This window comes from Pectobacterium sp. IFB5596 (assembly GCF_021432585.1).
In the GTDB taxonomy this organism is placed as follows: domain Bacteria; phylum Pseudomonadota; class Gammaproteobacteria; order Enterobacterales; family Enterobacteriaceae; genus Pectobacterium; species Pectobacterium punjabense.
On the sequence record NZ_LXFY01000020.1, the window covers coordinates 1 to 15,645 of the forward strand.

The 15,645-nt window shown below is 50.7% G+C and carries 14 protein-coding genes, 2 tRNA genes and 1 rRNA gene; 3 read left to right on the forward strand and 14 right to left on the reverse strand.

Annotated features, from left to right (window positions below):
- Positions 1–55: 55 nt before the first annotated feature.
- The 6 genes from ilvA to ilvL form a co-directional block, all read right to left on the reverse strand.
- Entirely contained in the window at positions 56–1,600 is a 1,545-nt protein-coding gene (ilvA, locus tag A6301_RS13525; protein ID WP_205540717.1) for a threonine ammonia-lyase, biosynthetic, read from the reverse strand.
- 5 nt (positions 1,601–1,605) lie between these two features.
- Entirely contained in the window at positions 1,606–3,456 is a 1,851-nt protein-coding gene (gene ilvD, locus A6301_RS13530) for a dihydroxy-acid dehydratase (protein WP_107169000.1), read from the reverse strand.
- A 206-nt stretch (positions 3,457–3,662) separates the two neighbouring features.
- Positions 3,663–4,589: a branched-chain amino acid transaminase gene (locus A6301_RS13535; protein ID WP_107168999.1), complete on the reverse strand. Its 927-nt coding sequence runs from the start codon at positions 4,587–4,589 to the stop codon at positions 3,663–3,665.
- Between the two features lie 24 nt (positions 4,590–4,613).
- Entirely contained in the window at positions 4,614–4,874 is a 261-nt protein-coding gene (gene ilvM, locus A6301_RS13540; RefSeq protein WP_005969103.1) for an acetolactate synthase 2 small subunit, read from the reverse strand.
- Between the two features lie 57 nt (positions 4,875–4,931).
- On the reverse strand, positions 4,932–6,578 hold the full coding sequence (gene ilvG, locus A6301_RS13545) for an acetolactate synthase 2 catalytic subunit (protein WP_205540715.1): 1,647 nt from the start codon (positions 6,576–6,578) through the stop codon (positions 4,932–4,934).
- A gap of 140 nt (positions 6,579–6,718) precedes the next feature.
- Positions 6,719–6,817: an ilv operon leader peptide gene (ilvL, locus tag A6301_RS13550; RefSeq protein ID WP_071531109.1), complete on the reverse strand. Its 99-nt coding sequence runs from the start codon at positions 6,815–6,817 to the stop codon at positions 6,719–6,721.
- A gap of 106 nt (positions 6,818–6,923) precedes the next feature.
- Here ilvL and A6301_RS13555 point away from each other — a divergent pair, with 106 nt between their 5' ends.
- Both A6301_RS13555 and A6301_RS13560 read left to right on the forward strand, forming a co-directional pair.
- Entirely contained in the window at positions 6,924–7,256 is a 333-nt protein-coding gene (locus tag A6301_RS13555) for a hypothetical protein (protein WP_234257997.1), read from the forward strand.
- On the forward strand, positions 7,223–8,749 hold the full coding sequence (locus A6301_RS13560; protein WP_205540713.1) for a YifB family Mg chelatase-like AAA ATPase: 1,527 nt from the start codon (positions 7,223–7,225) through the stop codon (positions 8,747–8,749). Before A6301_RS13555 ends, A6301_RS13560 begins: the two co-directional genes overlap by 34 nt.
- A 57-nt stretch (positions 8,750–8,806) precedes the next feature.
- Here the strand turns inward: A6301_RS13560 and A6301_RS13565 are convergent, their stop codons facing one another.
- Positions 8,807–9,145: a DUF413 domain-containing protein gene (locus A6301_RS13565; RefSeq protein ID WP_014701822.1), complete on the reverse strand. Its 339-nt coding sequence runs from the start codon at positions 9,143–9,145 to the stop codon at positions 8,807–8,809.
- Between the two features lie 120 nt (positions 9,146–9,265).
- Here A6301_RS13565 and hdfR point away from each other — a divergent pair, with 120 nt between their 5' ends.
- Positions 9,266–10,093 (forward strand): HTH-type transcriptional regulator HdfR, encoded by an 828-nt coding sequence (gene hdfR, locus A6301_RS13570; RefSeq protein WP_205540712.1) that lies wholly within the window; start codon positions 9,266–9,268, stop codon positions 10,091–10,093.
- Between the two features lie 21 nt (positions 10,094–10,114).
- On the opposite strand, the gene yjfF is transcribed toward hdfR, so the two are convergent.
- From yjfF to rrf, 7 genes are all read right to left on the reverse strand, one after another.
- Complete coding sequence (yjfF, locus tag A6301_RS13575) at positions 10,115–11,077, reverse strand: galactofuranose ABC transporter, permease protein YjfF (protein ID WP_205540711.1); 963 nt, start codon at positions 11,075–11,077, stop codon at positions 10,115–10,117.
- The gene (ytfT, locus tag A6301_RS13580) at positions 11,077–12,087 is read right to left on the reverse strand and encodes a galactofuranose ABC transporter, ATP-binding protein YtfT (protein ID WP_234257998.1); all 1,011 of its coding nucleotides are present in this window, start codon (positions 12,085–12,087) and stop codon (positions 11,077–11,079) included. Before ytfT ends, yjfF begins: the two co-directional genes overlap by 1 nt.
- Positions 12,074–13,594: a galactofuranose ABC transporter, ATP-binding protein YtfR gene (gene ytfR, locus A6301_RS13585; protein ID WP_215483892.1), complete on the reverse strand. Its 1,521-nt coding sequence runs from the start codon at positions 13,592–13,594 to the stop codon at positions 12,074–12,076. Before ytfR ends, ytfT begins: the two co-directional genes overlap by 14 nt.
- A gap of 190 nt (positions 13,595–13,784) precedes the next feature.
- Entirely contained in the window at positions 13,785–14,741 is a 957-nt protein-coding gene (gene ytfQ, locus A6301_RS13590) for a galactofuranose ABC transporter, galactofuranose-binding protein YtfQ (protein WP_234257999.1), read from the reverse strand.
- Positions 14,742–15,180: 439 nt separating this feature from the next.
- A tRNA-Trp gene (locus tag A6301_RS13595) sits at positions 15,181–15,256 on the reverse strand.
- A 54-nt stretch (positions 15,257–15,310) separates the two neighbouring features.
- A tRNA-Asp gene (locus A6301_RS13600) sits at positions 15,311–15,387 on the reverse strand.
- Positions 15,388–15,439: 52 nt separating this feature from the next.
- Positions 15,440–15,555, reverse strand: a 5S ribosomal RNA gene (gene rrf, locus A6301_RS13605).
- Between the last annotated feature and the right edge of the window lie 90 nt (positions 15,556–15,645).

Here is a 15,645-nt window from a genome sequence, read left to right on the forward strand (position 1 = left end):
AAAAAAACACGGCGAACATTCCGCCGTGTTTTTTATTTCTTCCAATCTTTCGTACTTAACCCGCTAAAAAGAAGCGGAACGCCGGATTATTGGTTTCGTCATGGCATTCATAGCCCAGCGCCTGCAAGTGCTGCTCGAATTCCCGATCGCCTTCATCCAACTCGAACGCGGCCAGCACGCGGCCAAAATCTGTGCCGTGGCTGCGGTAATGGAACAGAGAAATATTCCAGTGCGTCCCCAGCGTATGCAGGAACTTAAGCAACGCACCCGGTGACTCTGGGAATTCAAAGCTGTACAGCCGTTCCTGTAGTGGTTTGGAAGGCCGTCCGCCGACCATGTAGCGCACATGCAGCTTCGCCATTTCATCATCGGACAAATCCACCACTTCATAACCGTCGGCGGAAAGCTCAGCGATAATTTCCTGCCGCTCCGCATAGCCTCGCGTCAAACGCACACCAACAAAAATGCAGGCGTCTTTGGCATCCGCATAGCGATAGTTGAACTCAGTGACAGAGCGACCACCCAGCAGTTGGCAAAACTTCAGGAAGCTTCCCTGTTTTTCGGGGATCGTCACAGCCAGCAAGGCTTCACGCTGTTCGCCCAGTTCGCAGCGTTCGGAAACGTAACGCAATCCGTGGAAGTTGACGTTTGCACCAGACAGGATATGAGCCAAACGCTCACCCTGAATCTGATGCTGTTGGATATATTTTTTCATCCCCGCCAACGCCAACGCGCCAGACGGTTCCGCAATCGCACGGACGTCTTCGAACAGGTCTTTCACTGCCGCACAGATTGCATCGCTGTCGACGGTAATCACGTCATCCAGATATTCCCGGCACAGGCGGAAAGTTTCATTGCCGATGCGCTTCACCGCCACGCCTTCGGCAAACAGCCCAACACGTGGCAGATCGACCGGTTGCCCAGCATCCAGCGCCGCTCGCAGACAGGCGGAATCTTCCGCTTCCACGCCGATCACCTGAATCTGCGGCATCAGTTGCTTAATCAGCACAGCAACACCGGCAGCCAAGCCACCACCACCGACTGGCACAAACACGCGATCCAGGTGGGCATCCTGCTGTAGCAACTCCAGTGCCAGCGTACCTTGTCCGGCAATCACCGCAGGATGATCGAACGGCGGCAGAAAGGTCATATGCTGCTGCTCTGACAGTTCAATCGCCTTGGCTTTGGCTTCATCAAAGTTAGCGCCGTGTAACAGCACTTCCCCGCCAAAACCACGCACGGCATCCACCTTAATGTCGGCTGTCGCCACCGGCATCACAATCAGCGATTTAATTCCCAGTTTGCTGGAGGAGAGCGCGACCCCTTGCGCATGGTTACCGGCTGACGCCGTTACCACACCGTGTGATTTTTGTTCATCGCTCAGACCCGCCATCATCGCGTAGGCACCGCGCAGCTTAAAGCTGTGCACCGCGTGTCTGTCTTCACGTTTTACCAGAATGACATTACCCAGCCGCGAAGAGATCTTATCCATCTTCTCCAGCGGTGTGACCTGCGTGATTTCATACACTGGCGACCGCAAGATCGCCCGCAGGTACTCCGCGCCTCCCGGCGCGGCAGGAAGAGGTTGTGACACAGCCATCAGCATTAGCCTCCCAGCTTGCTTTTATCCCGCACAGCGCCTTTATCTGCGCTGGTTGCCAGGCTGGCGTACGCACGTAGCGCAAAAGAAACCTGACGTTCACGATTATGTGGCGTCCAGGCCTGTTCGCCTCTCGCCTCTTCCGCTGCGCGGCGGCTCGCTAACTCATTGTCATCCAGAACCAGCGCAATACTACGGTTCGGAATATCAATCGCAATGATGTCTCCATCCTGTACCAGAGCAATGGTGCCGCCGCTGGCCGCTTCAGGGGACGCATGGCCGATAGACAGACCAGAGGTACCGCCAGAGAAGCGTCCATCAGTGATCAGCGCACAGCTTTTACCTAACCCCATCGATTTCAGGTAGGTGGTCGGATACAGCATTTCCTGCATGCCCGGCCCGCCTTTCGGCCCTTCATAGCGGATAACAACCACATCACCCGCCACAACTTTACCACCCAGAATGGCGTCTACCGCATCATCCTGACTTTCATAAACTTTCGCCGGACCGCGGAATACCAGGCTACCTTCATCCACGCCAGCGGTTTTCACGATACAACCATTCTCTGCCAAATTACCGTACAGCACGGCCAGACCACCATCCTGACTGTAGGCAAACTCGCGGGAACGAATACAGCCTTCCTGACGATCGGTATCCAGTGAATCCCAGCGGCAATCCTGAGAAAATGCTTTGGTCGTGCGAATACCCGCCGGGCCAGCGGAATACATGCTTTTCACACTTTCATCCTGTGTCAGCATGACGTCATAAGCTTCCAACGTTTCCGGCAGCGTTTTGCCCAGCACGTTCTTCACTTCACGGTTCAGCAGACCGGCTCTGTCCAACTCGCCAAGAATGCCGATCACGCCGCCTGCACGGTGTACGTCTTCCATGTGGTATTTCTGCGTACTCGGCGCCACCTTACACAGATGTGGAACCTGGCGTGACAGCCTGTCGATATCTGTCATGGTGAAGTCCACTTCGCCTTCCTGCGCTGACGCCAGCAGGTGCAGGACGGTATTGGTGGAGCCACCCATCGCGATATCCAGAATCATGGCATTTTCAAAAGCCGCTTTATTGGCGATGTTACGTGGCAGCACGCTCTCATCATCCTGCTCGTAGTAGCGCTTCGCCAGACCAACAATGCGTTTGCCTGCATTCAGGAACAGTTGCTTACGGTCAGCGTGTGTCGCCAGCAGCGAACCGTTACCTGGCTGAGACAGGCCCAGTGCTTCAGTCAGGCAGTTCATGGAGTTGGCGGTAAACATACCAGAGCAGGAACCACAGGTCGGGCAGGCAGAACGCTCGATCTGATCGCTCTGTTCATCGGAGACTTTCGGATCTGCGCCCTGGATCATCGCATCGACCAGATCCAGCTTGATGATCTGATCGGATAATTTGGTTTTCCCCGCTTCCATCGGGCCGCCAGAAACGAAAATCACGGGAATATTCAGGCGCAGCGATGCCATCAACATCCCTGGGGTGATTTTGTCGCAGTTGGAGATACACACCATCGCATCTGCACAGTGGGCATTCACCATGTATTCTACCGAATCGGCAATCAGTTCACGGGAAGGCAGAGAATAGAGCATACCGCCGTGACCCATGGCAATGCCGTCGTCCACTGCGATCGTGTTGAATTCTTTCGCGACACCACCAGAAGCTTCGATTTGCTCGGCAACCAGTTTCCCCAAATCGCGCAAGTGCACGTGGCCGGGCACGAATTGGGTGAAGGAGTTAACCACCGCGATAATGGGTTTACCAAAATCATTGTCGGTCATCCCGGTGGCGCGCCACAAGGCTCGGGCACCGGCCATATTACGGCCGTGTGTGGTGGTGGCTGAACGGTACTTAGGCATGCTCTATTACTCCAAAAATTACGAATTTGGCGATGACGGAACGAGTCACCGCCTGACTGTCTGTCTCTATACCCATTATATTTCAAGCTACATGTACGCTAGCATTACTCGCTCATCGCTGAGCTTCGCCCTGAAGGGTCAACGCTCTGCGTTGTTCAAAACGTTAACGTTTTGTCCTGCGGCTCAAACTCGTTAGGGTATATAATTTACTGATTTATCGGGTCCAACCAGCCCCATTTATCTTCGGTTTCACCCGTGAAGAGGCCAAAAAATGCCTGCTGCAAGGCTTTGGTCACCGGACCACGTTTGCCAATGCCGACCTGAATGCCGTCTACGCTACGTACCGGCGTAATTTCCGCCGCCGTGCCGGACATAAACACTTCATCCGCCAGATACAGTGACTCACGGGACAGCACCTGCTCGCGCACTTCATATCCTGCGTCCTTCGCCAACTTGATGATGGCGTCGCGCGTAATGCCCGGCAGAGCCGAAGAGGTAAACGGCGGCGTGAAGATAATACCGTCCTTCACTTCAAACAGGTTCTCGCCGGCACCTTCAGAAACATAGCCGTGGACATCCAGCGCAATCCCTTCCTGATAGCCGTGGCGACGTGCTTCACTACCCACCAGCAAGGAGGACAGATAGTTACCGCCCGCTTTAGCGGCAGTCGGAATGGTATTCGCCGCGACACGGTTCCAGGACGATACCATCGCGTCAATACCCGCCTCCAGCGCCTCTTCACCCAGATACGCGCCCCATGGGAACGCCGCGATAATCACGTCGGTTTTATAACCGTCTGGTGGGTTAACGCCCATCCCCACATCACCAATAAACACCAGTGGGCGAATATACGCGCTGGTCAGGTTATTTTTGCGCAGCGTTTCACGACAGGCTTCCATCAACTCATCCACACTTTGTGCGACCGGCATGCGGTAAATTTTTGCCGAATCACGCAGGCGCTGCATGTGCTCACGGTGACGGAAAACTACCGGCCCCTTATGTGAATTGTAGCAACGAACGCCCTCAAACACTGACGTGCCATAGTGCAGGGCATGCGACATCACGTGTACTTTTGCTTCAGCCCAAGGAACCATCTCGCCATTGAACCAAATGTAGTCCGCTTTTTTTGTCATTCTTTTTTTCCTTACTCTTTTGCGTTAGGCGCTGATCTGCTGTGATGTCGTCATCGGTTGAATGTCAACGCAGGCAATATCCAACAGCTTACTTAGTTGTGTTGACAATAAATCCACAGAGCGATGGCTGGCAACGGTCAGTTCAATATTAATGTGATCGGTATTAGTGGTTTGCACCATATTCATCGCGCAAACTTTAAAACCGCGATGGCGGGTAACACGCAATACACGCTCCAGAACCTCGGGACGAAAACGCGCCTGAATCGAAAGTTGGTGGTGTGTCATTCTGTTGTCTCCAGCACTTATTCTGTGTAAGTCAGCCATTAGTTGGTTTCGTCGAGCTTATTTGGTTTTATCGAGCATCGTTTCATTACCCGCACCCGGCGGAACCAGCGGCCAGACGTTTTCGTATTCATCGATCGATACGTGCAGTAAATAGGGTCCTTCGCTGTTAAATAGAGCATCCAGCGCGACATCAATTTGATCTTTACGGGTAATGCGCTGGCCGGGAATATCAAATGCACTCGCCAGCGTCAGGAAATCAGGGTTATCGGAGAGATCGGTTTCACTGTAGCGTTCATCAAAGAATAACTGCTGCCACTGGCGCACCATGCCTAACCGTTGGTTGTCCAGTAACACGATCTTCAACGGCAGTCGTTTTCGCTTGATAGTGCCCAGTTCCTGAACATTCATCATGAAAGAACCGTCACCGGAAATGCAGATAACCATGTCGTCCGGGCGTGCAACCTGCGCACCTACCGCTGCGGGTACGCCAAAACCCATCGTACCGAGACCGCTGGAAGTGATGAAATTCTCAGGACGGCTGAACGTCATGTGCTGTGCAGCCCACATTTGGTGCTGACCGACATCGGTCGTGACCACGGTATCCGTATCCATGCGTTCAGAGATCGTTTTCAACAACGCGGGGGCATAAATCGCCTGACCAGGATGATCGTAACGCCACGGATATTCCGCCTTCATCATGGTGGCCTGCTGACGCCACGCACTGACGTTCAGCGGCTGTTGCAGCGCAGGTAATATCGCCTTCAGATCGCCTTGCAGTGCAACATTAGCGTGGCGCAATTTGCTCAGCTCCGCTGGGTCGATATCCATGTGAATCACGCTGGCATGAGGCGCGAAGGCATTCAGCTTGCCAGTCACGCGGTCATCAAAACGGGCCCCGACCGCGATTAACAAATCACACTCCTGCACAATCAGGTTCGCCGCCTTCGTGCCGTGCATACCAATCATACCGAGATAATAGGGATGATTGGCATCCACGGCACCCAGCCCTTTCAGCGTCGACACTGAAGGAATATCCGTCACACTCAGAAATTCGCGCAGCGCCGGAACTGCATTCGCCATGCCAACACCACCGCCAACGTACAGCACGGGTTTTTGCGCTTTCGCTAACAGCGCGTACGCCTGCGCGATATCTTGTTCAGGGAAATCAATATCATTAGCAACGGGCGCAAAGTTCGGGATGAAATCTCCGACAGCTAACTGAATATCTTTAGGAATATCGACCAGAACAGGGCCAGGGCGACCGCTGTTGGCAATCGCGAACGCTTCTGCCATCACTTCCGGCAATGATTCGAGAGACTCAACCAGAAAACTGTGTTTCGTACAGGCCAGTGACAGACCCAGCACGTCGATTTCCTGAAAAGCGTCGGTGCCAATCAGCGCCGACCCCACCTGTCCGGTGATCGCCACGACAGGTACGGAGTCCAGCAACGCATCAGCCAGACCGGTGATCAGGTTGGTAGCACCAGGGCCAGATGTCGCTATACAAACACCGACGTTACCCGTCGCACGGGCATAGCCAATCGCCGCCATTGCCGCGCCTTGCTCATGGCGACACAGCAGGTGTTTTACGCCGCCGTCATAAAGTGCATCATAGACTGGCATTATTGCGCCACCCGGATACCCAAAAACGGTGTCCACTCCCTGCGCTCGCAACGCTTGTACCACCCACTGTGCTCCATTCATAGTTATTTCCCCGACATCTTATGGGAATAACAGAATTTTATGCTAATGTTCATTTTCTGTTCCTTTTCGTTATAGATTACGCCCAACAAAAAACCCCCGACCTTTCGGTGCGGGGGTTTTCTTGAATCAGGCCTTGATTTCTAAGCCATTCTTCGTCCAAGTGCAGCCCCGCACGGTGGGATAATAATCACCACCACGCTAATCACGACTAGGCTAATCACTAGGGATAGGGCTTTCATAATAGGTTGTTCATTAATCTTCTGTCGAACGAATGCCTACAGAGTTATCACAGTAAGACATGCCATGACAACAATTTTTTTTCATTGCCACTAGTAAGCATTACCTATGATACGGAAAAAAACACAACGTAATCATAAGGTAGAAGCATGCGAAATTATTTTCGTCTATTGGCGTAAAAATGAGCTGGCAGCAGAAAACAGAGTAATGAAAACATGCGTTGCCGATCGCCAGATAATGCTAAGAGCACCGTTTCCCCAAATAAATGCGGCGCAGTACGCACAAATTTTATCCATTGCTGAAACAGAAGATTATTTTATGACGCCGCCGCGCAGGCTAGCGACAACGGTCTCTACTTTTTCCCCCTTGCAGCAGATGATGCAAGCCATCATCAAAGGGGAAATAGCATGTCATTGGCAGTTACCTATACTCGGGCAATGATTGGTGTACAAGCTCCGGGCGTTTACATCGAAGTTCACATCAGCAGCGGATTACCCGCTTTAACGCTGGTAGGCTTACCAGAAACCACCGTGAAGGAAGCGCGCGATCGCGTGCGCAGCGCACTCATTAATTGCGGATTTACATTTCCAGCAAAACGTATCACGGTCAATCTCGCTCCCGCAGACCTGCCAAAAGAGGGGGGACGCTACGATCTACCCATTGCTCTGGCGATTCTAGCGGCATCAGAACAAATCGATGGTGAAAAGCTAGGCCGCTATGAGTTTCTCGGCGAGCTCGGCCTGTCTGGCACGTTACGTGGCGTTAATGGCGCGATTCCCGCTGCCTTGGAAGCCATAAAATCAGGCCGTCAGCTTATCCTGCCAGATGACAATAAACGGGAAATGACACTGATACCTCAGGGTGAAGCGCTGATGGCGGGTCATCTGCTAGAGGTATGTGCTTTTCTCAGTGGAGAAGAGGAATTGCTCAGCTGTTCCACTATCACGTCCTTTGCACAGACAGGGGAAGATACGCTAGACCTAAAGGATATTATCGGTCAGGAGCAGGCTAAACGCGCGTTGGAAATCGCGGCGGCAGGCGGCCACAACCTGCTATTGCTAGGGCCGCCGGGAACAGGGAAAACGATGCTGGCGAGTCGGCTAGGCAATCTGATGCCTCCATTGAGCGATGAAGAAGCGTTAGAAAGCGCCGCTATCAACAGCCTGGTTAACATTGATGCCACCATGACGCGCTGGCGGGCCAGACCCTTCAGAGCACCTCACCATAGTTCTTCTATGGCGGCACTCGTAGGCGGAGGCTCGCTGCCCAAACCCGGAGAAATCTCACTCGCCCACAACGGTGTGCTGTTTTTGGATGAATTACCAGAGTTTGAGCGACGCGTCTTAGACTCGCTGCGAGAACCTCTGGAATCGGGTGAAATTATCATTTCCCGCACCCGAGCCAAGGTGTGCTACCCGGCACGCGTTCAGCTTGTCGCCGCAATGAATCCCAGCCCGTCAGGGCATTACCAAGGCATTCATAACCGATTACCGGCCCAACAGATACTGCGCTATCTCAGTAAACTATCCGGTCCCTTCTTAGATCGCTTTGACCTTTCGATCGAGGTTCCTTTACTGCCACCTGGCGTTTTATCTCAGCAACACTATCAAGGGGAAACTAGCGCGACGATTCGCGAACGCGTACTGATCGCACGACAGATACAGCTGAAGCGGGCAAATAAAATCAACGCACTACTAACTTCGCGCGAAATAGAAAAGCACTGTACGTTAGAGCCACCTGATGCGGCTTATCTGGAAGAAGTGATGAACAAACTTGGCTTATCCGTACGCGCCTGGCACAGGATATTGAAAGTCGCGCGCACGATCGCTGACCTTGGCGATCGGGACAACATTGAGAGAAAGCATCTTGCCGAAGCGCTGAGCTACCGTTGCATGGATCGGTTACTTATCCAGCTCCATAAAAGCCTTGAATAGCGGAAATTCGGTCATTATTTACCCCAAAAAGAAATGGGGCTAATGCCCCATTCTTAATTAATCATCGCTTTCAGTGTATTCTTCCACTGCATCCATTTGCGGCTTACCACCAGACAACGTATGGAAGCGTTTAGGACGACGGACACGTTCCAGGTATTTGGACCAGATTTTTTCCAGTTCTGTTTCCGCTTTACGTTCGCCGCGACACATTGCAACAAACGATGTTTCTTCTTCAGTCACTGGTTCACGTTTACCCAAATCCAGTTCGTTAAACGCGTAACCGTGGCGTTCCAACAGTTGTGCTTCTTTAATCGTAAAGTCGCCATGTCGGGAAAAACCACGCGGGTAGAACTTGTTATCAAAAAAACGATGAGTGGTAGAGAAGCTTTCTGCCATCTTACACGCTCCTAATTCTTCTATGGTCGTGTTGTTTATGGCGCGGAGTATTAGATAGGCTTGACATTGTGTAAAACAAAACATTTAAATCATTACGACAAAATTTTTTTGGAGATGGGCGTGGACACCGAATTACTAAAAACCTTTCTGGAAGTCAGCAGGACAAGACACTTTGGCCGTGCTGCCGAATCCCTGTATCTGACGCAGTCAGCGGTGAGTTTTCGGATTCGCCAGTTAGAGACACAGCTTGGTGCCAATCTATTCACGCGCCATCGGAACAATATACGTCTGACCCCCGCCGGCGAACGGCTTCTACCCTATGCGGAAAGCCTTATCGGTACCTGGCAGATAGCCAAAAAAGAGGTCGCACGTTCGCAGCAACACAGTCTGCTCTCGGTAGGGGCAACTGCCTCATTATGGGAAGTGTATCTAACACCGTGGCTACAATCACTCTACCAACAGCGCCCACTGCTCCAGTTAGAAGCGCGAATTGCCTTGCGCCACTCGCTGGTAAAACAGCTCCATGAACGCCAGTTGGATCTGTTGATTACGACTGAACCACCCAAAATGGAAGAATTGGCGAGCCAGCTACTGGGCAATTTTTCCCTTTCGCTGTTTGCAGCAGAAGCGCACCCACCCGGACAGGAACTACCCTATATAAAACTTGAATGGGGAGCAGATTTTCATCAGCAAGAGACTCGCCTGTTGGCCAGCGAGCAGCTCCCCGTCCTGACAACAACATCAGCCCATTTAACCCGCCAGTTGCTTGAGATAACCGGTGGTTGCGCGTTTTTACCTAGCCATTGGTTACAAACGTACACCAATCTGAGGATAGTCGGCGACAACCAGCCCGTCGTGCGCCCATTTTATGCCGTTTGGTTACAAAACAGCGATCAGCAGACGATGATTCGTCAGTTACTGAAAACACCTATTGTGATTAATCCATGACCTATTTTGCTCACAACTAACTTAAGCACGTCTGGCTAACCAGAAGGTGCTTAACGCTTTCTGTAACCCAATGAAAGCAAACAGCAGGAAGCCGATGACGATTTTTGTCCACCATGAGCTTAAGGTGCCATCAAATGTGATATACGTTTGAATCAGGCCCTGAATCAGTACGCCAAACAGCGTTCCCAATACCGTTCCAACGCCACCGGTCAGTAGCGTACCGCCGATCACAACAGCAGCGATGGCGTCCAACTCCACGCCACTTGCCGCCAGAGCATAGCCCGCAGAGGTGTAGAGCGAAAAAACAATGCCTGACAGCACCGCTAACGTACTGGAAAGCATGTATATATGAATCGTCGTCCGCCTAACGGGCACACCCATCAGCTCTGCAGAATAGCTGTTACCGCCAATCGCATAAACACGGTTACCGAAACGGGTACGATGCGCCATCACAATCCCAATCAGCACCACAATCAGCATAACCAGCGCCAGAAAGGTAAAACGCCCTCCATCGGGCATGCGCCATGCTAAACCCGCCAGTTGGCTGTAGACAGGATGCTCGATGGGAATCGATTCCTGTGAAACGATAAAGCTCATACCCCGGACAAAGAACATACCGGCCAGCGTGATAATAAATGCAGGCAATTTCAGCGTATCGATAATCCATCCCATCAATCCGCCAAACATCGCTCCCATCACCAGCGCAATTGCGAACGCAAAGAAAGGATCAATACCATACACACCGATCAATTTGGCCAGTAACACACCGGTAAATGCAATAACCGATCCTACAGAGAGATCGATCCCGCCAGACAGAATAACAAACGTCATCCCAACCGCCACGATCCCTAAAAAAGCGTTATCTGTCAGTAAATCAAAGAAAACTCGCGTCGAAGCAAAGCCGGGAAACTGGCTGAGACAGAATAAATAGCCCGCAATAAATACCAGAATCGTCATCAACAGGGGGAAGTGGCGTTTCAACATTATGTTTTCCTCCTAAACAGTTGATGCAAAGAAATGCGCGGAGATTGCATGACCAAAACCAGTAGAACGACGAGCGCCTTCAAAACCAGATTAAATTCCGGCCGATAGCCAGATAGCAGAATTCCGGTATTCATACTTTGGATAATCAAAGCACCGACAACAGAGAGCAGTAAATTAAAACGCCCTCCGAGTAGGGAGCCGCCCCCGATCACCACAGCCAGAATCGCATCTAATTCCAGCCAGAGGCCCGCGTTATTCGCATCCGCACCGCGGATATCTGCCGTTACGATAACGCCTGCCACGGCGGCGCATACACCGCAGATGACATAAGCCGCGACTAATACCAGCTTCGTACTCACACCGGCATTGCGAGCGGAGCGTAGATTAATACCGACGGATTCGATAAATAGCCCAAGCGCCGTTTTACGCGTCAGAGCCCACAGCGCTAACAACACCACGCAGGCAATCATCACTGGCATCGGTAGATAGAACAGCGTCCCACTGCCCAACTTAGCCAATCCTGCATTATCAAATGTAATAATCTGGCCTTCGGTAATCAGTTGAGCAATACCTCGACCAGCGACCATCAGCATTAAGGTCGCTACAATCGGCTGAATCTGTAATACCGCGACCAAAAAACCATTCCATAGCCCACATAGTGCGCCAACCAATAACGCGGCCAGTAATACGGAAGGGAGTGGATGACCAGCAGCCGTCAGCGTTGCGGCTGTCGCTCCCGCAATCGCCATGACTGCGCCAACCGATAAGTCGATACCGCCAGTGGCAATCACCAGCGTCATGCCTAGTGCCAGCAGCGCAACGGGTGCCCCGCGGTTAAGAATGTCGATAAGGCTACCGAACAAGCGCCCATCCTGAATGTGGAGGGAGAAGAAGTTTGGCGCGACCATGCTGTCAATCAACAAAATAGCGACCAGCGCCAGAAGCTGCGGCACGCCCTTGGTAAACGTTAGGCGCACTTTTTTGGCAGGTTTGCTGTTATTGTCTGTCATCAGCCGCTCCCGTTTGTACTGCGATTGCCTGCATCACTGCGGCAACCGAGATCTCGCTATGTTCAAGATGTGCAACGTGTTGCCTATCGCGCAGCACAATGATGCGATCGGCATAGCCGGTCAGTTCTTCCAGTTCGGAAGAGATCACCAATAGCGCCATCCCCTGTTCGCACAATCTTTCGATCAGGCGAATGATTTCGGCATGTGCGCCAACGTCGATTCCTCTCGTTGGCTCATCCAGAATCAAGAAACGCGGCTCTGTTGCCAGCCAGCGCGATAGCAGGACTTTTTGCTGATTCCCTCCCGATAGATACTGAATTTCTTGCTCAGCATTGGGTGTGCGAATCCCTAACAGGCTAATAAATTTTTCAGCGATACGGATTTGCTCACGTAAAGAAATGGGCTTCAGCCAGCCGCGCTGTGCCTGAAGCGCCAGAATAATGTTCTCTCGTACCGTTGCTGCGCCGACAATGCCGTCAGTTTTACGATCCTCTGGGCAATAGCCAAAACCCAGCTTCCCTGCTGCACGCGGCGTACGAATGCTGACTTGTTTGCCATCAACCCTGGCTTCTCCGGCGTCAGACACATTGATGCCAAATATCAATTGTGCCGTTTCTGTCCTGCCGGACCCTAATAGGCCAGCCAGACCAACGATTTCTCCAGGACGCACGGAAAGATCGAAGTCATTAATTGAGCCACGTCGGCCATAGTGTTTAAATTGCACAATGGGCTCACCCGAGACGTCACTGTGTTTACCCCGCTTCAATAATGTTTCATCAAAACTGTGTCCCAACATCATTTGAACTAATTCAATACGCGGTAATTCTGCAGTAGGTAATGTCCCGGCTAGCCGCCCATTGCGTAAAACGGTAATTCTGTCGCTAATGCGATAAACTTGATCCAGAAAATGCGTAACAAATATCATGCCGATTCCGCGATCGCGCAACTTCCGTAATATATCCAGCAACATCTCGACTTCTTTCGCATCAAGGCTTGCCGTTGGCTCATCAAGAATTAAAACTTTAGCAGAGAGATCGATAGCTCTGGCAATGGCGACAATTTGCTGAACTGCAATAGAATAATTGCCAAGCGGATGGCTAACATCAATCATCAACCCATAATTCAATAATATTGCTTCGGCTTGGCGCAAGATTTTATGTTGGTCAACGATGCCCCAGCGTGTGGGTTCACGGCCAATAAATAAGTTTGCCGCAACGGACAGATTCGGTAATAGATTAACTTCTTGATATACTGTACCGATACCTAATGATTGAGCATGGGCCGTATTAACAGGATTAATCGCAATACCATCGAGGATAATGTCACCCGATGAGCGATGATAAACACCAGTCAGCGCCTTAATCAGCGTTGATTTACCTGCACCGTTCTCCCCCAATAGCGCTACTATCTCGCCGCGATTAAGCGTGAAGTCCACCAGATCTAATGCTTTCACCCCCGGAAACTCAACGCTCATGCCCCGAATATCTAACAACCGTGTCGTTTCCATCAGCATCACCTATACGACAACTTAACAAAGCCACGTCACACCCGAGCAAGATGATGGTAAGTAGGCTGACAATATTCACTGCTCCTTTGTTTAAATGAGCAGAAAACAGGGTAAACCTACTTTTCCATATTCATATTTCTGCTAGGTATTTAGCAAAATTTATATAAATGATGAATTCATAATATAAATATCAATAACCAAGATCTTTTTTGGTTTCATATTCCTGTTTTGCCGTGTCAGGCAATAATAAACGAGATTCTGTCTGGATAAATTTTTCAGGCTGCTTTCCATCTTTCTTCATCGCTAATAAAGCATCAAAAGCAGGTCCAGCCATATTAGGTGTTAACTCAACGGTGGCGTTAGCTTCACCATTCATCATGGCCTTGAAAATATCAGGGACACCATCAATAGAGACAACTTTTATTTGTGAGCCAGGTTTTAGCCCCGCTTCTTTAATTGCCTGAATCGCACCTATGGCCATGTCATCATTATGTGCATAAACTGCACAGATATTTTTTCCGTTCTGTTCAGCTTTAATAAAGCTTTCCATCACCTCTTTACCCTTACTGCGAGTAAAGTCTCCCGATTGTGAACGGATAATTTTTATCTGCGGGTCCGAAGCTATACCTTCAGCAAACCCTTTCTTGCGGTTTATCGCTACGCTAGCCCCAACCGTTCCCTGTAACTCAACAACATTACAAGGTTTACCTGCGGCTTCTTTAACAAGCCATTCCCCTGCCACTTTTCCTTCATAGACACTGTCAGAGGCGATAGCAGCGGTATACAGAGATGGATCACTAACTTCAATCGTTCTATCAAGTAGAAAAACCGGGATTTTTGCTTCTTTCGCTTCCTGTAAGACAGGGGCCCAGCCAGTGGCAACGACCGGTGCGATAAATATGGCATCTACGCCCTGGGCAATGAATGACCGCACAGCTTTGATCTGATTCTCTTGTTTCTGCTGAGCATCAGCGATCTTCAACGTTATTCCACGTTTCTCTGCTTCCTGCTTTGACACTTTAGTCTCCGCAGAGCGCCATCCTGATTCTGAACCAATCTGGGAAAACCCAACAGTTAAGGATTTTGCCTGCACGGCACCGCACAATGCCATGCTTACAGCAACAGCTACCAGTAAACGTCTGTACATACTTAAACTCCTTCTGTGTCGCTTTACAGCTACGTAGTCAGATTTCAGGTACAGCGTAGCGCCGCAAATTTATGCTATAGCGCTACCGATGTGATGTTGGCAGATATCACTCACAAGTGAATGTAACCTGAAGGCGTGTTTTGAAAACGACTTACTCTTCACTCAGGTTGTAGATAGTTTTAGTTCAAATATCGAACAAGGTAGATGAGCAAGTTCACAACCTGGTATTACGGTGATTTTGTGCATATTTACAGCTAAATCAGCACGATCTGTCAGAAGGACATTAAAGGATTTTATTTTTTAAATAACAATGAATTAGATTAACCAGGTATTCGATAGAGATAAATAATGGAGAAATCAGGAAGAGGGATACAAGACAGGATCGAGCATAAAATGCAGATCAAAAAAAACCCTTCACGATAACGTGAAGGGTTTTATCTGGCAGGGGCGGAGAGACTCGAACTCGCGACACCCGGTTTTGGAGACCGGTGCTCTACCAACTGAGCTACGCCCCTATATTTCTCTTAACATTATGCCTGCTAAAGTTAGCAGGCATAATGTTTAATAAGTGGCGGAACGGACGGGGCTCGAACCCGCGACCCCCTGCGTGACAGGCAGGTATTCTAACCAACTGAACTACCGCTCCACCGAGTTTCTTTACAACCACCGGATTGCTCCGGCTTACTGCTTAATTTGATGCCTGGCAGTTCCCTACTCTCACATGGGGAAGCCCCACACTACCATCGGCGCTACGGCGTTTCACTTCTGAGTTCGGCATGGGGTCAGGTGGGACCACCGCGCTATCGCCGCCAGGCAAATTCTGTTTCATTCCAACCGTCATGTTTCACTTTTTGTGCCACACAACCATCAGAACCAATCTTCGAACAAGCTGACTATCGTTCTC